The organism is Bradyrhizobium sp. ISRA464 (assembly GCF_029910095.1).
Taxonomy (GTDB): Bacteria; Pseudomonadota; Alphaproteobacteria; order Rhizobiales; family Xanthobacteraceae; genus Bradyrhizobium.
Genome location: NZ_CP094526.1, coordinates 5,705,262 through 5,719,646, shown reverse-complemented (window position 1 = coordinate 5,719,646; position 14,385 = coordinate 5,705,262). Strand labels below are relative to the sequence as shown.

Here is a 14,385-nt window from a genome sequence, read left to right as displayed (position 1 = left end):
CTTGGGTCGGCGCACGTGCACGGCCAAGATTTCCGAGGGCGGGGAGATAGGGGAGTGCTGACGAACAGCCTTAAATGTCGGAGGCGCCGCGCTCGCGGCCGGGTTGAAAGCCGGCATGGATCCCGCGCACGTCCCTGAGCGTGTGTAGCGGCCCAACGATCTTTCCATCTTCACGCACACATCGACGGACGGCATTCGTTGGAGGAGAGGTTCAAGCGGATCTTGGCTGCTTTCGATAGTGCGCTTGAACCCAATGAACTGGCTCGTCAGGCCCGCCGAACAGAATGTATCGCGGACCTACCTGGAAGGGTTGTCCGCAAGTCCGCGCCTGGCGAAGGCTCGCAGCATTGATTACCCACCACCAGCACCCCGGATCGCTCTATGTCCGAAGACGGCTTCCTTTTGAAGAGCACTTCCAGGGGTGAAGAGTGCTATCGAGACGAATTGGCAAAGCAGTGGTTGCGGGCGAGATATCCGAAATTCGGACGCAATCCCGCTAACTTGAACGTGAAGCCCCCATGTTCCACTTGCGCGGCGCAGGTTGCATGTCACCATCGCATTCGAGATGTGGAGGTCCACAATGCGGTGTGTCTCTATCGTAGCGGCGGTTATTGCAGGCATCCTTGGCGGTGGCGATCTCACAAGCACTGCCGCACCGGGCCAAGGACCGGAAATAGCGGACAAGAAAACCGCGCTGCCCGTCGATGTCGAACTCATTATTGCTGTCGACGATTCCTATTCGATGGATCTGGACGAGCTCGCCGTTCAGCGCGAGGGTTACGCCCAAGCCATTGTTTCAAAGGAATTCTTGCAGGCGCTGAGGAGCGGTCCAAACAGCAAGATTTCATTGACCTACTTCGAGTGATCCGCGTCCGGTGACCAGAAGATTATCATTCCTTGGCGCGTGATCGATGGACCCGAGACGGCTGACGCGGTCGCCAACGAAATTACGCAGACACCAGTCCGGCGGGGGTCGCGCACCTCGATCTCGGGCGCCATCCTCTTCGCGATGCCGCTGTTCGACGAAGATCCCTATCGAGGCTTGCGTCGTGTCATCGACATTTCAGGCGACGGTCCGAACAACAATGGCCCGCCGGTCACGCCCGTTCGCCAAGAAGCGTTGGCGAAGGGCATTGTCATTAACGGTTTGCCGATCATGGTGAAGGAGCCGTCCTATTCGACGATGGATATCGACAATCTTGATTGGTACTATGAAGATTGCGTCATCGGCGGGCCGGGCTCGTTTGTGGTATCGATTAAGGACCGCGAAAAGTTCAAGGAGGCAATCCGCGCCAAGCTCCTGCTTCGAGGTCGCGGGAAGAGTTCCCGAACATCCGCTTGTTCCGGCCGCTGAAAAGGAGCCACGCATAAGTTGCACGATCGGGGAAAAACTCTGGCAGGATCGCTGGGGGCGCTAAAAAGCCTAGTCGGGTAGTCTGGCTACTACCGTCCGGAGACTTTCAGCCACTTTCAGGTGCCCTTGAAGCGTAGACGATCGCTGTGGAGGTCGTGCAGCATCATCGGACCCGCCGCCTGGCCTAGAACTCACCATGCACGCGGCAGGAGAAGATCGAAACCGGCCCGCGGTCGGCGTTATAGGCGGGGTTGTTGATGATCTGATAGTCGGAGGTCACGGTAAAATTCTTGGTGACCTGATAGGCGTAGTAGGTCTCAAAGAATTGCTCGGGGCTGTAGTTCAAGCGTCCGTCACCAATCAACAGGCCGAGGCCGTCGGCGGCAAGGAAATCGGGATGCGGAGCGGACACGCCTCCCGATAGTTGCCGGTTGCCTCTAGCAAAGGCTCAGTTTGGCGATCGATGCTGTTTCCGCGGAGAGCTGGAGCGTTGGGCCAGTATTGGAATAGCAGTCGTCGAAACGCCAGCCAGCGTGTAGAACTAGTACGTGTGTCTAGAGCCACAATGAAGCTGGTGCTTGCAATTGGCGGCAAGGGCGTTGCTCTGGCGGCCTGGTGCCATGCGTCCCAACCCGAGCAGGGCCAATGCCCACTTTGCTCCGAATGATCAGACACGGTGGTACAACCGGCTGGCCGAATGCCTCGGACACTGTCCGCGGGTTCCGATTGTTCCACGGCGATCCGTTGCGGGAGAGAACGCATCGGCCGGGGTCGTGACGGGATGGAGGCTGGTCCCGGTCTTGGAAGAGAGCCCCTAGGTCAGCAATTGTTATCCGACGTTTTCGGTGGCGGCGACGCACCCCCGCGTTTCCGCAGTTCCCCAAAAGCCAACCAAATCTTGAGGCGTTGCCGTCCGACGCGAACGGCCATGAAGAGACATCAACTAAATTCAACAATTGACAGCTGTGGGGGAACAGGCGCGAAAAGTTCGAATTGGTCCGTGCGAGGTCACGAATGGAACGGTTGCAGGTGCGGCCACGCGTTTAGAAAAGCTTTTCGCAATACAAGCGATGTCAACAGGAGTCGAACGGTGAAAAAGCGCCTTTATTTGGTCTGTGGTGCGCTTGTTGGGATAACAATGCTGGATTGCAGTGCACTTGCGGAAACTGCCAAGCCAAATTCGACTGCCGCCGCCCCTGCTTCCTCGTCCGCACCACTCAAAACAGACGGACAAAGCTCGAAGACAGTTGTGGAGGATTGCGAGGATGAATGGAGAGCCAATCAGGAGGCAATGATGAAAGGCGGTATGACTGAAGATTCTTATGTCGAACAGTGCAGCGTAAAAGATGACGTACCGGCTATTCCCTCGGAACCGAAGGCGAATGCCGCTCCGTCGGCCGCACCCAAATAGATCCGCCGAGCCGCTAAAGGACGATAGCGGCAAGCGCCTGAAATTGAGGGGCGAGGGATCAACTCTGTGCGAGCGCCAATTCCGGGCGACTATTTATAACACTTTTCGCGTTATCGACTCTAAGGCGGGACTCGATTGCTGCAATTCGCAAATTGGTGTGCTGACGCTCAAGCATGTCACTGTTGATCGCCGCCGCCGCGCACTGTTAGGCGCCGCAGGCGCGCTCATCCTCCAATCGGTACTCCAACCGACTACCGCATCGGGTCAGACCGCCCCAAGTCCCAAGTTGAAAATCGGCGTTATCGGTGCGGGCCATATCGGCGGCACGATCGGTGGCCTCTGGATCAAGGCAGGCCATCTAGTCTTCCTTTCATCGCGTCATCCGGAGGAGTTGCAAGACCTTGTGGCTCGCCTTGGGCCACTTGCACAGGCCGGCACAGTCGATCAGGCCATTGCATTTGGCGACGTCGTCTTCATCGCGGTGCCTTACGGCGCGCTGCCGCAGATCGGCAAAGATTACGGCAAATCGCTAGCGGGGAAGATCGTGCTCGACGCCGACAATGCGGTGGCCAGCCGTGACGACGCCATTGCCGACGAGGTCGAGCGGAACGGCATCGGAGTGACGTCGCAAAAATACCTGCCGGGCGCGCGGCTGGTGCGCGCCTTCAACACGCTCTCCTACACGATCTTTGAACGCGAAGCGAGCCGTCCTGCCCCGAGGCTCGCGGTGCCGATTGCGGGCGATGATCAGAAGGCAGTCCAGGTCGCAGCGCAACTGGTACGCGATGCCGGCTTTGATCCGGTGGAGGTCGGCAAACTGGCCGATGCGAGCCGCTTCCAGCGCGGCGCGCCAGGATATGGCCAGAAAGTGAGCGCAGCGGAACTTAAGCAGAAGCTGTCGCTGGCACCATGATGACTTCCGCGGCGGCTCTCGGGGGCTGGTTGAAGCGCATGGTGCCCGGTACCGCGCGCGAACGGGCGACAGCGCTGTGGTCGTTCGCGTATTTCTTCACCCTGCTTGCCGGCTACTACGTGCTGCGTCCGCTGCGCGATCAGATGGGCATTGCGGGCGGGACCAAAAACCTGCCCTGGCTGTTCACGGCCACGTTTGTCAGCCTGCTCGTCGCACAACCCATCTACGGCGCGCTGGTGGCGAGATTGCCACGGGTCAGATTTATTCCGATCGTCTACCACTTCTTTGTCGCCAACCTGATTCTGTTTTGGCTGTTGCTGTTTTTTGACATCGAAAAAGTGATCGTGGCGCGCGTGTTTTTCGTATGGGTCAGCGTCTTCAACTTGTTCGCGGTCGCGGTGTTCTGGTCGTTCATGGCCGATCTGTTTACATCGGAGCAGGGCAAGCGGCTGTTCGGGTTCATCGGCGCTGGAGGAACGGCTGGCGCGCTTCTTGGTCCCATCATCACAATCTGGCTGTCGAGGCCGCTCGGTCCGGTCAACCTCTTGATCGGGGCCGCTATCTTGCTCGAACTGGCTGTGCTCTGCGTGCATCGAATTGAACGCGTGGCGGAGCCGCCGACGGAGGTAGATACTCGACGGCAGCGTATTGGCGGCAGCGCGTTCGCCGGCTTGTCCGAACTGATGCGCTCGCCCTATCTCCTGGGCGTGGCCGGCTGGGTCAGCTTGCTCTCGTTCGGCGCGACGATTGCCTATTTCGCGCAGGCCAACATCGTGTCGGCAACGATGATGCACGATGCAGCAGCACAAACCAGGCTGTTTGCAGGTATCGATCTCGCGGTAGGCCTCTTGAGCCTGGCAACACAGGTTTTCGCCACCGCCGCGTTCCTCAAGCGCTTCGGCACCGGCATTTCGGCCGCAGCTTTGCCCGCCATCTATGTCGCGGGCTTCGGGGCGTTGGCGATCGCGCCGAGCCTGTCGGTCGTGGTGACACTCCAGGTCGCGCAGCGCTGGATGAATTTTGCAATCGCAAATCCGGCGCGGCAGGTCTTCTTCACCGTGGTTGGGCGGGAGGAAAAGTACAAGGCCAAGAACCTGATCGACGTGGTGATCTATCGCGGCTCGGACGCGTTGTATGGCTGGGTCTATGACAGCCTGCAAGCGTTGGGGTTGAAGCTTGGCGCCATCGCGCTCTGCGCGCTGCCGGTCGCAGCGGGCTGGCTCGTTCTCTCAACCGCGCTGGGGCGAACGCACGAGCGTCTTGCGACGAAAACAGATGACGAAGGAGCGCCAGGATGGCAGTCCGAATGACTCGCCAAATGACCCGCCGCGACTTTGCCGCACTCGCCGGTGGATTTCTGGTATCAACCAGAGCCGTTGCCCAAACGGAGACACCGTTTCTCACCCGTGCGATTCCGGGCAGCGGCGAGCGCATTCCCGCCGTTGGCCTCGGCACCGCCTATGTTTTCGATGAGAATAACGAAACGACGCGAAGCAAGGCCGATGCAGTCGTACAGGCTCTGGTTAAGAACGGCGGACGGCTCATCGACACGGCCTCAACCTATGGCGATGCGGAAAGCGTGCTGGGCGAGGTCACGACAACTGTCGACTTGCGCGACAGGCTCTTCATCGCCACCAAGCTCGAATCGCCCGACCCGCAAGAACTCAAGCGGTCGTTGGCTCGACTAAAGATGGCAAGCGTCGATCTGCTGCAGCTCCATAACGTCAGGAGCAAGCAGCAATCCCTGCAACGGTTCCGCGAGTGGAAGAAACGGGGCATCTGCCGCTATGTCGGCATCACCTCGACATTCCACCGCGACTATCCGGCCGTCGAAGCCGTGATGGAACGCGAGAAGCCTGATTTCGTCCAGATCGACTATTCACTCGATAACCGCGCTGCTGAGAAAACAATCCTGCCAATGGCTGCCCAAATCAGAGCCGGCGTGCTGACCGCCTTGCCTTACGGCAATGGCAGATTGTTCAAGGCAGTGCACGGCAAGGAATTGCCAGACTGGGCGCGGGTGTTCGCGAACTCGTGGGGACAGTTTTTCCTGAAATATTTGCTCGGCGACTGTAAGCGCTCAGCCAATACCCTGGCTCCGGGATTGGATTAGATGTGCGAAGAAGCCTCCGGCTTGAACGGAGGTTTGGGATGGGATTGGACGGCAAAAAAGACGCCCATTTGGACAGCTCAACAGTTGGGTCTGGAGCAGTCAGCCGGCTTGAAGTGCTTGAGGGACCGTCCGGGCGTCGTGTGCGTTCAGATGCCGAGTGGGCTCGGATCGTCGGCGAAAGTCTGCTGCCCGGCGCTCAGGTGGCGGAGGTAGCGCGCAAGCACGGAGCGACGCGCTGGCAAATTTACGATTGGCGACGACGCTTCCGACGGCGCGGCGAATTACCGTCGTGCGAGGCTCCGCAGCCGCCGTTCGCGCCGCTGGTCGTGGACGGGCCGTTAGAGGAGCGTCACGTTCCGGCAGTCAAGCTCGAGATTGCGATTGGCGACGTCGTCGTGCGGACGGACGCGGCGATAGATGGGGAGCAGCTGTCTCGATTGATCCGCGCGGTGCGGGCGTCGCGATGATTGTCCCCGGCTCCGAACTGAAGATTTATATCGCGACGCGGCCCGTCGACTTCCGCTGTGGGCACGATGGGCTTGCTGCGAAGGTGCAGGAGATGCTTGGCCTCGATCCGTTCAGCGGTGCAGCCTTCGTGTTCCGGTCGAAACGGGCGGACCGGATCAAGATTCTGGTGTGGGATCGAACGGGCCTGGTGCTGGTGCATAAACGCCTCGAGGGTTGCAAGTTCGTGTGGCCAAAGATTGCGGACGGCGTGATGCGGATATCGCCGGCGATGTTCGCCGCGCTGTTTGAGGGCCTGGATTGGCGGTTGGTCCGCCCGGAGGAAGCGCGGCGTCCACAGATCGCTGGATAAGTGCGGCAGAATGACTCTGTGCCGAGTTGGGCATGGCGCCGTCGGCGCAGATGTGCTCGACATGGCGCATGAGCACCGCGACGCTTCGCGACGAGAATGAACGCCTGAAGGCGCTTTTAGCGCAAACGCAGGCAGCATTGAGCGAACATCAAGCGGCGTTGGCAACGTCGGAAGAAGCGCGGCGCCGGTTGGAGGTCATTCTCGGGGAACTACGCCGAGAGAAGTTCGGAGCGAAGTCCGAGAAGCTGCGGCCAGATCAATATCATTTGCCGCTCGAAGACGTGGAGATCGCGCAAGGCGTCCTGGACGCGGCACAAGAGAAGGCTGCGACGGTCATCAGGGGCCGATCGCGTGCTGAATCGGATCAGGACCGTCATCGCAATCGGGGCTGCTTGCCCGCCCATTTGCCGCAGGTGGAGCGGATCCTCGAGCCTGCGAGCACGTTCTGTCCGTGCGGTTGCGGCGCGATGACGAAGATCGGCGAGGACGTCAGCAAACGCCTTGACGTGATCCCGGCACAATGGCGCGTGCTGGTCACGCGTCGCCCGAAATACATCTGCCGCCGCTGCTCCGGCCCTGTCGTGCAGGCGCACGCACCAGAGCATGTCGTGCCTGGTGGACTACCGACCGAAGCGGCGATTGCGCAGGTGATCGTCTCCAAGTTTGGCGACCATACGCCGTTTTACCGTCAGGCCGAGATCTATGCGCGCCAGGGGATTCGACTTGATCGGGCGACACTGGGCAACTGGTCCGGTCGCGCCTGCTTCCATCTGCAGCCCGTTGCCGACCGCATGCGCTGCCATCTGGCAGCGGCGGATCGCCTGTTCATGGATGAAACCACGGCGCCGGTGCTCGATCCCGGGCGTGGTCAAACGAAGAAGGGTTACTTCTGGGCGATCGTCTCCGACGACCGCGGCCATAGCGGCCCAAGTCCGCCGATCGTGCTGTTCCGATATGCCCCCGGTCGCAGCGGCGCCTTCGCTGAGCAGTTCCTGGACGGCTTCACCGGACGCTTCCTGCAATGCGATGCCTACGACGGCTATGATCGGCTGATCGAAGTCGCTCGACCGCAAGGACCCTGGACGCTCGTACACTGCTGGAGCCATTTGCGCCGGCGCTTCGTCAAATTGGCCCGCAACAGTAAATCGCCGATCGCCGAGGCCGCCGTCCGGCAGATCGCACAGCTCTACGGCATCGAAGCCATGGCACGCGGTTCATCGCCGGACATCAGGCTGGCCGCGCGCAAGGAACACTCGCGGCCCCTCGTCGAGGCGTTGAAGCCGTGGTTCGAGAAACAGCTGTCGATGATCTCCAGCGGCTCGACGCTCGCTGATGACATCCGCTACGCGCTCAATCATTGGCAGAGGCTGACGCGCTTCCTCGATGACGGGCGGCTCGAGCTCGACACCAATCCGGTTGAAAACGCGATCCGGCCGATCTGCTTGACCAGAAAAAACGCACTCTTCGCTGGTCATGAGGTCGGAGCCGAAAACTGGGCCTTGCTCGCATCCATCGTGGCGACCTGTAAGCTCAACGACGTCAACCCGGCCGCCTACATCGCCGAAACGCTCACGGCGATCATCGCCGGCCATCCCCAAAGCGAAATCGACGACTTAATGCCATGGCGGTTCCGCAAAACGTCAAGCCAGCATCAATGGGGTGGCGGTTAAGCGCTTACCGGCGACTCGCGTGTGACCGCGGTGATCCCCGGGACCGGCGATCCCGGCCACATGACGGACAACGCCGGCGCGATGCGCGGCCCGTTGCCCGATCCTGATCAACGCCGTCGAATGATCGGGTTTGTCGAGTCGCTTTGATCGTGACACGCATCAAAGCACGAAAAACTTTAGCCTGCCCCAAAATCCGCTTGTTATCGATACTAGAAACCTCGCCAACCCTGATGCGATTTTAGCCAGCGGCGACATCATTGGCCTCTAGCTCTGCCCCCGAAAGCGGAAATCGATTCACTGTGGAGTTATCTTCGAGAAGGGGTCATCCACGACGTTTTCGCCCGAGGCGGCGCACCCTCGCATCTCCGGGGTTGCCAAAAGCCGACCAAATCTTATGGCATTGCCCGCCGACGCGAAGGGCCACAAATACCCATTCCGCATATCTTGACTGAGCAGCCGGAGGCTTCAATCTTCGTGGTGAGCCAGCCAATCGGAACTCAGCTGATCGATCTTCAGATCGAGCACGCAGTCGAAGGACAGTGTCGTGAAGAGTAGCGATACAAGATTTCTGAGCCGGCGTGAATTCAATGAACGTTGCGTCGCGCTTGGTTCGTTGGTGACTTTGTCTGGCGCGTTGGCTCTCGATGCAGCAACTGCCGTCGCGGCAACGGGCACGGCGCGGACCGTCAAGTTTCGCGACGGCACCGTTGTCCCGGCGATCGGTCAGGGCTCTTGGCATATCGGGCAGGGGAGACATCCGGCAGCTGACGAAGAAGAAGCGTTACGCACGGGCCTTTCTCTTGGGATGAGGCTGATTGACACATCGGGAAATTACGGTGAAGGCCGTTCCGAAGAGTTGATTAGGCGCGTGATTGCCGGTCAGCGTGACCGCGCCTTCGTAGTTTCCAAGGTGGAAGCCGATGAGGTCACTGGAGATGCCATGGCACGTGCTTGTGAGGCGAGCCTTACCCGGCTCGGTATTGATCATCTCGATCTCTATTTGCTGCACTCGCCAACTTCGAACGCCGAACTTTCCGAGGTCGCAGCGGGGTTCGAAAGTCTACGCGCAGCTGGCAAGATTCGTGCCTGGGGCGTGTCCAACTTCACAGTCACCCAAATGGAAGATCTGTTCCATACTCCACAAGGCGATCGTTGCGTGACCAATCAGGTCTTTTACAACCTCGGCGGCCGCAGCATTGAACGCGACCTACTGCCGTGGTGCGAACGGCACAGCATGCCGGTGATGGCCTATTCGCCGCTTGGCGGCCTCGGCGCCAACCTGCTGGGTGATCCCAATCTTGGGCGCATTGCCGCAGCACACGCTTGCTCCGCAGCCGCTGTGGCACTGGCCTGGACCATCCGCAGCGGTAACGTCATTGCAATTCCCGAATCCGGGTCCGTGGCACATGTAAAGGAAAACGCCGTCGCACTGTCACTGACACTGACACCTCAGGAGCTTCAAACACTGGACGCAGCGCATCCGCTATCAAGCCGCTAGAGTTGAATTGGCGCTGAATGACCGCTCAGGGTCCAAAATGCGACTTGGCGGGGAGGGTAGCTCTTGGCGGATTGTGTTGAAGAAGTCACCGAATGAGCCGTCAGGGATAGCGCGGAGAGCGTGGCCTGCGCAGGCTTACCGGCGCTTAGGCGGGCTGGAACGTGGGCTGGGCAGCGGGATCAACTTTGCCAGCTTCCGGAGGTTCTGGGCCGTGGCAGCAAGGAGGAGCTCGTCTCGAGCGCCCAACGGGCCGCTTAGTCTGAGACGGTCGAGGCGCAGGATGCGCTTGAGGTGCGCGAAGAGCGTCTCAATCTTCTTTCTCTCGCACCGGGACCTGACATAGGCATCAGTCTTGGCGATCTCGCGCGCAACGTCTCGAGCCATTTCGTGGATTGAACGTGCGACCTTGCGGGCGGGCGTCTTCGGACAGCAACGTGGCTTAAGCTCGCAGGCATCGCAAACATGTTTGATGGCCCGATAGAGCAGTGTTGCTCCATCATGCACCAGCGTCCCCGTGGCAGTCAGCACCTTGCCTGCCGGGCAGATGTAAACGTCGCTTTGTTGATCGTAGGCGAATGCTTCGCGCGAGAACGTCACATCCGCGTGGGCCGACTTGTCGAACACCGGGATGTGCGGCTCGATCGCCCGCTCGTTGACTAGCCATCCCAGCATCTCCGCCGATGCATAGGCACTATCGGCGGCCAGGCGCCCGGGACAGAGATCAAGGTGCTCTTCAGTACGCTCAATCATTGTGCGTGCCGCGCCGACCTCTGCCTGCCGGATCGCTCGCGTCGCCTCGACGTCGACGATGATCGCGACCTTCAGGTCGATGAGGTAGTTGTTGGCGTAGGCAAAGAAGGCATGTCCTTTGTGAGCGCCGGTCCATTGCGCGGCCGGATCCGACTTCGAGATGAACTTCGGTACCGTTTCGCTCGCCGCGCCCCAAGCAGCCTTATCCAGAGTGTCGAGATACTCCCGGACGGATCGGCGCGTCCTGGCAACGGCCTCCCAGTCAACCTCATCAGACCCGGCAACAGAACGCTGCTTGTTGGCATCAGCGGCAATCAGGCTGGCATCGACCGCAAAAGCGGCCCCGTCGACCAACCCTTCTGCCATGCAGCGCCGAACCACCGTCTCGAACAACTTGCGCAGCAGATCGCAATCACGGAAGCGGCCATGCCTGTTTTTGGAGAAGATCGAGTGGTCCGGCACCTCGCCGCCAAGCCCGAGCCGACAGAACCAGCGGTAGGCAAGGATCAGGTGCACCTCCTCGCACAGCCGCCGTTCGGAACGAATGCCGTAACAGTAGCCAACCAGCAGCATCCGGACGAGCAGCTCGGGATCAATCGAAGGCCGGCCAGTCGAGCCGTAAAATGGCGCCAGGTGGCTCCGAACGTCGGACAAATCGACGAATCGGTCGATTGCCCTCAGCAGGTGCGCGGCGGGAACATGTCGTTCAAGTGAGAACTCGTAGAACAGCGCCGCCTGATCGATCTGCCGCGGACCCATCATCGATTCAAGCCTCCACCCACATGGGGAAATGAATCAGCGATCTCACTCGACTTCAACAGCGGTGTTTTTCAACACAATCCGCCAAGAGCTGCCCTTTACGCGAGGTCGCATTTTGAGCCATACGGCTGTCCGAGATGGTCTCGTCGTATCGCTCCACGAACTTCACAAACTTCGAGCGGTCCTGGTTATAGCTCTCGATCCATCGGGTGAGCGCTCCCTGGAAGGCTCTTACGAGCTCCATGAACTCGAAGAAGTAGGTGCCATCAGCATCTGTTTCCGGCTTACCGCCAACACGGATCGAGATCCGCCGCACCTTCTTCTCATTGACCTTTCGCGAGCTCAAATTGGCCATGTGGAGAAGACTGATTGCGAAGCCTTTGAGCATGGGCCTCTCCTTCGGAAAGACCGCCAACCGGGCTGGTCGGGTTAGGACATTTGAGAATTCGCTGCCGCTGATCGCGGCCTATCTGCAATTATGAGATGCCGACACCAATTGGTACCAAACCGTTAAACGGCGGGCGGTTGGCCAGTGCGCGAGAGGCCACGAACTAAGGCGACCTTACTCTTAGTGTTTGGTGCGCGGGCGGGGCTGGTTGTATGGCATTCGTCAGCGGCGGCATGATAAACAGATACAACTTGTTTGCGATCAGCCTATTGATGTTTACTGCCGTAGGGGCCGAACGCCGCCTATGCGCTTGAGTTGCGCCGGCTGTTAGCCACCGGGCCGATGCAAAAACGTATCCACGGACGCAGCCAGCCGGGTCGCCAATTCGGCGGCGGACGGCGTGGACTGCTTTTCGAGCGTTAGCGCGCCGACGGGATGCACCGCCAGTGCAGCACCAGCGGTGAAGGCCGCGATCGCAATTGCAGCAAGATATTCGATCCTCATGGCGATGGTCCCTCCCATCGGTCCCACGAATTAACCGGACACTTTCAGAATTGGTTCCCGAGCGCGAGTGAGTTCCATGGGCATCGCCGGCAGGGATCGCTGCCCGGCCTTTGCATGATCAATGCTTCGGCACTGCGCTCCATAGGTTCCTCATTTCGTTCGCGATCAGAATTGGGAACGAAGAGCCACGCCAGGACTTTAGAAGCCATGAGACCGCCGCTCGCTGGTGAGCAACCCGGCGCATGTCGCGGATAGCCAAAGGTCGCTACCAAAGACCCGCTGTTGTCAAAACAAGCGCTCGCGCAAGATAGCCAAAAGCGGCGGTCTCCGGTTTTATTCAAAATCGCCAACTGCGCCCCGATCAGTTGCGGAGGGAGCTACTGTCGGCCTGCCGGTGGCGTTGTTCATGCCGACCGGAGGCTGTGTTATGCGCAGCCGTATCGACATCGACTACGTCCACAGCCGGCTGCAGCGCCGGACATAGTTCGTCCCCGACATCCTCAACAACCCTCTGGAATAGCTGGTTTGGGAATTGCCTTTCGACGCGCGAAACTCCAAATCCGGATAAAGTTTGCCCTCTAGGACCGGCGGCAAGCAGCCTACAAAAAGATCCGGACGCGCGCCGTCACTGCGCAGGAGCGCGAAGGTCATAAAGCGACGTTGCGCCTTCGTGCGGACCCATACGCCACGATCTCCCTGAAGGAAGCCCGGGGCGAGCGACCCCGGTCCCGGCGCCCGAATACGTTGCACGATTTTCCCATCGCCCATCGAAATCAGGGCAATTTGCACGAGCGCATCGGGACCATCGAAGGGAAGTCCGACGAGCGCATAGCGTCCATCCTCGCTGATTGCCGGATTTGGATAAAAATCGAGCCGAGGGACGGTCGCGCGAACGTCCCAAAGCTGGCGGCCCGTGTCGAGATCATAGAGGGCCGCGATGACGCTTTCGACCGGCTTGCAGGGGGGCTCGTAATGCTCGCTAATCCATAAACGGCGCGCTCTTGTTTCATCGACGGTGCCCGCATCGCAGCGGAGCCTGGCGACCAGGAGACGTGATCCGTCCCGGGAGATCGCTATCTTCTTGTTGCTCTCCTGGGGATCGGGATAAGGATTGGGCAAGATTCGCGGCGGCTCGCCTTGCGTCCACACGACCCACTGGTCGAGAGCACTCACCAAGGCGCGTAGCTTGCCATTTTGCAGTCGAGTGACCGCGGCGTTGTTGACGTTGGCGATGTAGTAGGCGTCCTTGAGACCTTCAAAGACAGTGTCCAGTATCACGCCTCGTTTTGCGTCGATCATTGCAAACGTCGGATGTTTATCGTGACGTTGCGGCTGGTATGACTGGCCTCTTGCGCCGAAGTAAGCGAGGGCCAATCCGTCACCGTCCCCCCATAGGAGCCCGTCCAGCGGGCCCGCCTTATGACGAGGTGGCTCAAAGAGACGGATGCTACCGTCCTTCAGGGAGATGAACGCGGGCTGCAAACCCGAACCGTTAATTCCACCGGGGCCGATCTTTTCCCGCGTCGCAGTCCAGATACCCGACGAGTCCGACGCCCATCCATAAGCCGGAACCGAGCGCTTGGCCTGGCCGAATTGCCACAACGGGCCCATGTTCAGCACGTAGCTGCTCCAGCTATCACGCGCATCGAGCCGTGCGACGTACAATACCTTGCGCTCCGCTGAGTAGTCGCTGCCACCCTGAAGGTACATGACCGCGCGGCCATCCGGCGACACCATAGCGGTCCCTTTGAAATTGGCTTCAACGCGCTGGAAAAAGACCTTCGTAAGCTCGAGGGGACCTGCGCCGACCGGTGCCAGATCCAGCGTGTGGTAATAAGGATCGTTGTAATTGATCCACTCAACAGCACGCGCAGCTTGTAGCGACCCGAGGTACAGAGTAGTCAAACTTAGCGCTACTGAGATGAGCAATTGCCGTCGCATCTGTGGATACTGTTCCCGAAAACTTAGACGCTCAAGAAGCCCATTCAAAGTCCAGCAGCATGTCTTTTTGTGGCTCGTATCCGCGATCAAAAGCGGCCGCGTTTCGGTGCAGGCACGCCATGGAGCTTTTCGCGCTGACATTCGAGCCAGACGAGGCGCTTTATTGCGGACTTCTTGAGCGATGCCGAAAGCTTCAATTTGGTCGCACGAAATTCGGCAATACTGATCCAGCCGGTAAGCTCCTTCAAGCTGAGCTTCCCGGCATCG

At 59.7% G+C, this 14,385-nt stretch carries 13 protein-coding genes and 2 pseudogenes; 9 read left to right on the top strand and 6 right to left on the bottom strand.

Going from position 1 to position 14,385, the window contains the following annotated elements; genetic code table 11:
- Positions 1–580: 580 nt before the first annotated feature.
- Positions 581–1,418: pseudogene (locus tag MTX19_RS26690) on the top strand (DUF1194 domain-containing protein).
- Positions 1,419–1,538: 120 nt separating this feature from the next.
- Here the strand turns inward: MTX19_RS26690 and MTX19_RS26685 are convergent.
- Positions 1,539–1,769, bottom strand: a pseudogene (locus tag MTX19_RS26685) (carbohydrate porin); the annotation flags it as partial.
- 675 nt (positions 1,770–2,444) lie between these two features.
- On the opposite strand from MTX19_RS26685, the gene MTX19_RS26680 reads away from it, so the two are divergent.
- The 8 genes from MTX19_RS26680 (at position 2,445) to MTX19_RS26645 (ending at position 9,776) form a co-directional block, all read left to right on the top strand.
- Positions 2,445–2,765 (top strand): hypothetical protein, encoded by a 321-nt coding sequence (locus MTX19_RS26680; RefSeq protein ID WP_280980051.1) that lies wholly within the window; start codon positions 2,445–2,447, stop codon positions 2,763–2,765.
- A 157-nt stretch (positions 2,766–2,922) separates the two neighbouring features.
- The gene (locus MTX19_RS26675) at positions 2,923–3,678 is read left to right on the top strand and encodes an NAD(P)-binding domain-containing protein (RefSeq protein ID WP_280985548.1); all 756 of its coding nucleotides are present in this window, start codon (positions 2,923–2,925) and stop codon (positions 3,676–3,678) included.
- A gap of 29 nt (positions 3,679–3,707) precedes the next feature.
- The gene (locus MTX19_RS26670) at positions 3,708–4,988 is read left to right on the top strand and encodes an MFS transporter (RefSeq protein ID WP_280980048.1); all 1,281 of its coding nucleotides are present in this window, start codon (positions 3,708–3,710) and stop codon (positions 4,986–4,988) included.
- 8 nt (positions 4,989–4,996) lie between these two features.
- The gene (locus MTX19_RS26665; protein WP_280980047.1) at positions 4,997–5,791 is read left to right on the top strand and encodes an aldo/keto reductase; all 795 of its coding nucleotides are present in this window, start codon (positions 4,997–4,999) and stop codon (positions 5,789–5,791) included.
- Positions 5,792–5,829: 38 nt separating this feature from the next.
- Entirely contained in the window at positions 5,830–6,258 is a 429-nt protein-coding gene (locus tag MTX19_RS26660; RefSeq protein WP_280981739.1) for a transposase, read from the top strand.
- A complete protein-coding gene (tnpB, locus tag MTX19_RS26655) occupies positions 6,255–6,608 on the top strand; it encodes an IS66 family insertion sequence element accessory protein TnpB (protein ID WP_128930932.1) in 354 nt (117 codons plus the stop codon). Before MTX19_RS26660 ends, tnpB begins: the two co-directional genes overlap by 4 nt.
- Before the next feature lie 68 nt (positions 6,609–6,676).
- Complete coding sequence (locus tag MTX19_RS26650) at positions 6,677–8,278, top strand: IS66 family transposase (protein ID WP_280980046.1); 1,602 nt, start codon at positions 6,677–6,679, stop codon at positions 8,276–8,278.
- A gap of 544 nt (positions 8,279–8,822) precedes the next feature.
- Positions 8,823–9,776, top strand: a complete 954-nt coding sequence (locus tag MTX19_RS26645; RefSeq protein WP_280980045.1) for an aldo/keto reductase — start codon at positions 8,823–8,825, stop codon at positions 9,774–9,776.
- Between the two features lie 135 nt (positions 9,777–9,911).
- Here the strand turns inward: MTX19_RS26645 and MTX19_RS26640 are convergent, their stop codons facing one another.
- The 5 genes from MTX19_RS26640 to MTX19_RS26620 form a co-directional block, all read right to left on the bottom strand.
- A complete protein-coding gene (locus MTX19_RS26640; RefSeq protein WP_280980044.1) occupies positions 9,912–11,288 on the bottom strand; it encodes an IS1182 family transposase in 1,377 nt (458 codons plus the stop codon).
- A gap of 52 nt (positions 11,289–11,340) precedes the next feature.
- The gene (locus MTX19_RS26635; protein WP_280980043.1) at positions 11,341–11,673 is read right to left on the bottom strand and encodes a hypothetical protein; all 333 of its coding nucleotides are present in this window, start codon (positions 11,671–11,673) and stop codon (positions 11,341–11,343) included.
- A gap of 327 nt (positions 11,674–12,000) precedes the next feature.
- Positions 12,001–12,177, bottom strand: coding sequence for a hypothetical protein (locus MTX19_RS26630; protein WP_280976153.1), 177 nt, complete (start codon positions 12,175–12,177; stop codon positions 12,001–12,003).
- 450 nt (positions 12,178–12,627) lie between these two features.
- A complete protein-coding gene (locus MTX19_RS26625; RefSeq protein WP_280985547.1) occupies positions 12,628–14,118 on the bottom strand; it encodes a hypothetical protein in 1,491 nt (496 codons plus the stop codon).
- A gap of 86 nt (positions 14,119–14,204) precedes the next feature.
- Entirely contained in the window at positions 14,205–14,366 is a 162-nt protein-coding gene (locus MTX19_RS26620) for a hypothetical protein (RefSeq protein WP_280980040.1), read from the bottom strand.
- Between the last annotated feature and the right edge of the window lie 19 nt (positions 14,367–14,385).

What these genes read in the sequence shown, in the direction of transcription:
- MTX19_RS26635 (WP_280980043.1), bottom strand. Translation starts at nt 11,673, where the DNA reads ATGCTCAAAGGCTTCGCAATCAGTCTTCTCCACATGGCCAATTTGAGC.
- MTX19_RS26650 (WP_280980046.1), top strand. Translation starts at nt 6,677, where the DNA reads ATGAGCACCGCGACGCTTCGCGACGAGAATGAACGCCTGAAGGCGCTT.
- MTX19_RS26640 (WP_280980044.1), bottom strand. Translation starts at nt 11,288, where the DNA reads ATGATGGGTCCGCGGCAGATCGATCAGGCGGCGCTGTTCTACGAGTTC.
- MTX19_RS26630 (WP_280976153.1), bottom strand. Translation starts at nt 12,177, where the DNA reads ATGAGGATCGAATATCTTGCTGCAATTGCGATCGCGGCCTTCACCGCT.
- MTX19_RS26665 (WP_280980047.1), top strand. Translation starts at nt 4,997, where the DNA reads ATGACCCGCCGCGACTTTGCCGCACTCGCCGGTGGATTTCTGGTATCA.
- MTX19_RS26660 (WP_280981739.1), top strand. Translation starts at nt 5,830, where the DNA reads ATGGGATTGGACGGCAAAAAAGACGCCCATTTGGACAGCTCAACAGTT.
- MTX19_RS26625 (WP_280985547.1), bottom strand. Translation starts at nt 14,118, where the DNA reads ATGCGACGGCAATTGCTCATCTCAGTAGCGCTAAGTTTGACTACTCTG.
- tnpB (WP_128930932.1), top strand. Translation starts at nt 6,255, where the DNA reads ATGATTGTCCCCGGCTCCGAACTGAAGATTTATATCGCGACGCGGCCC.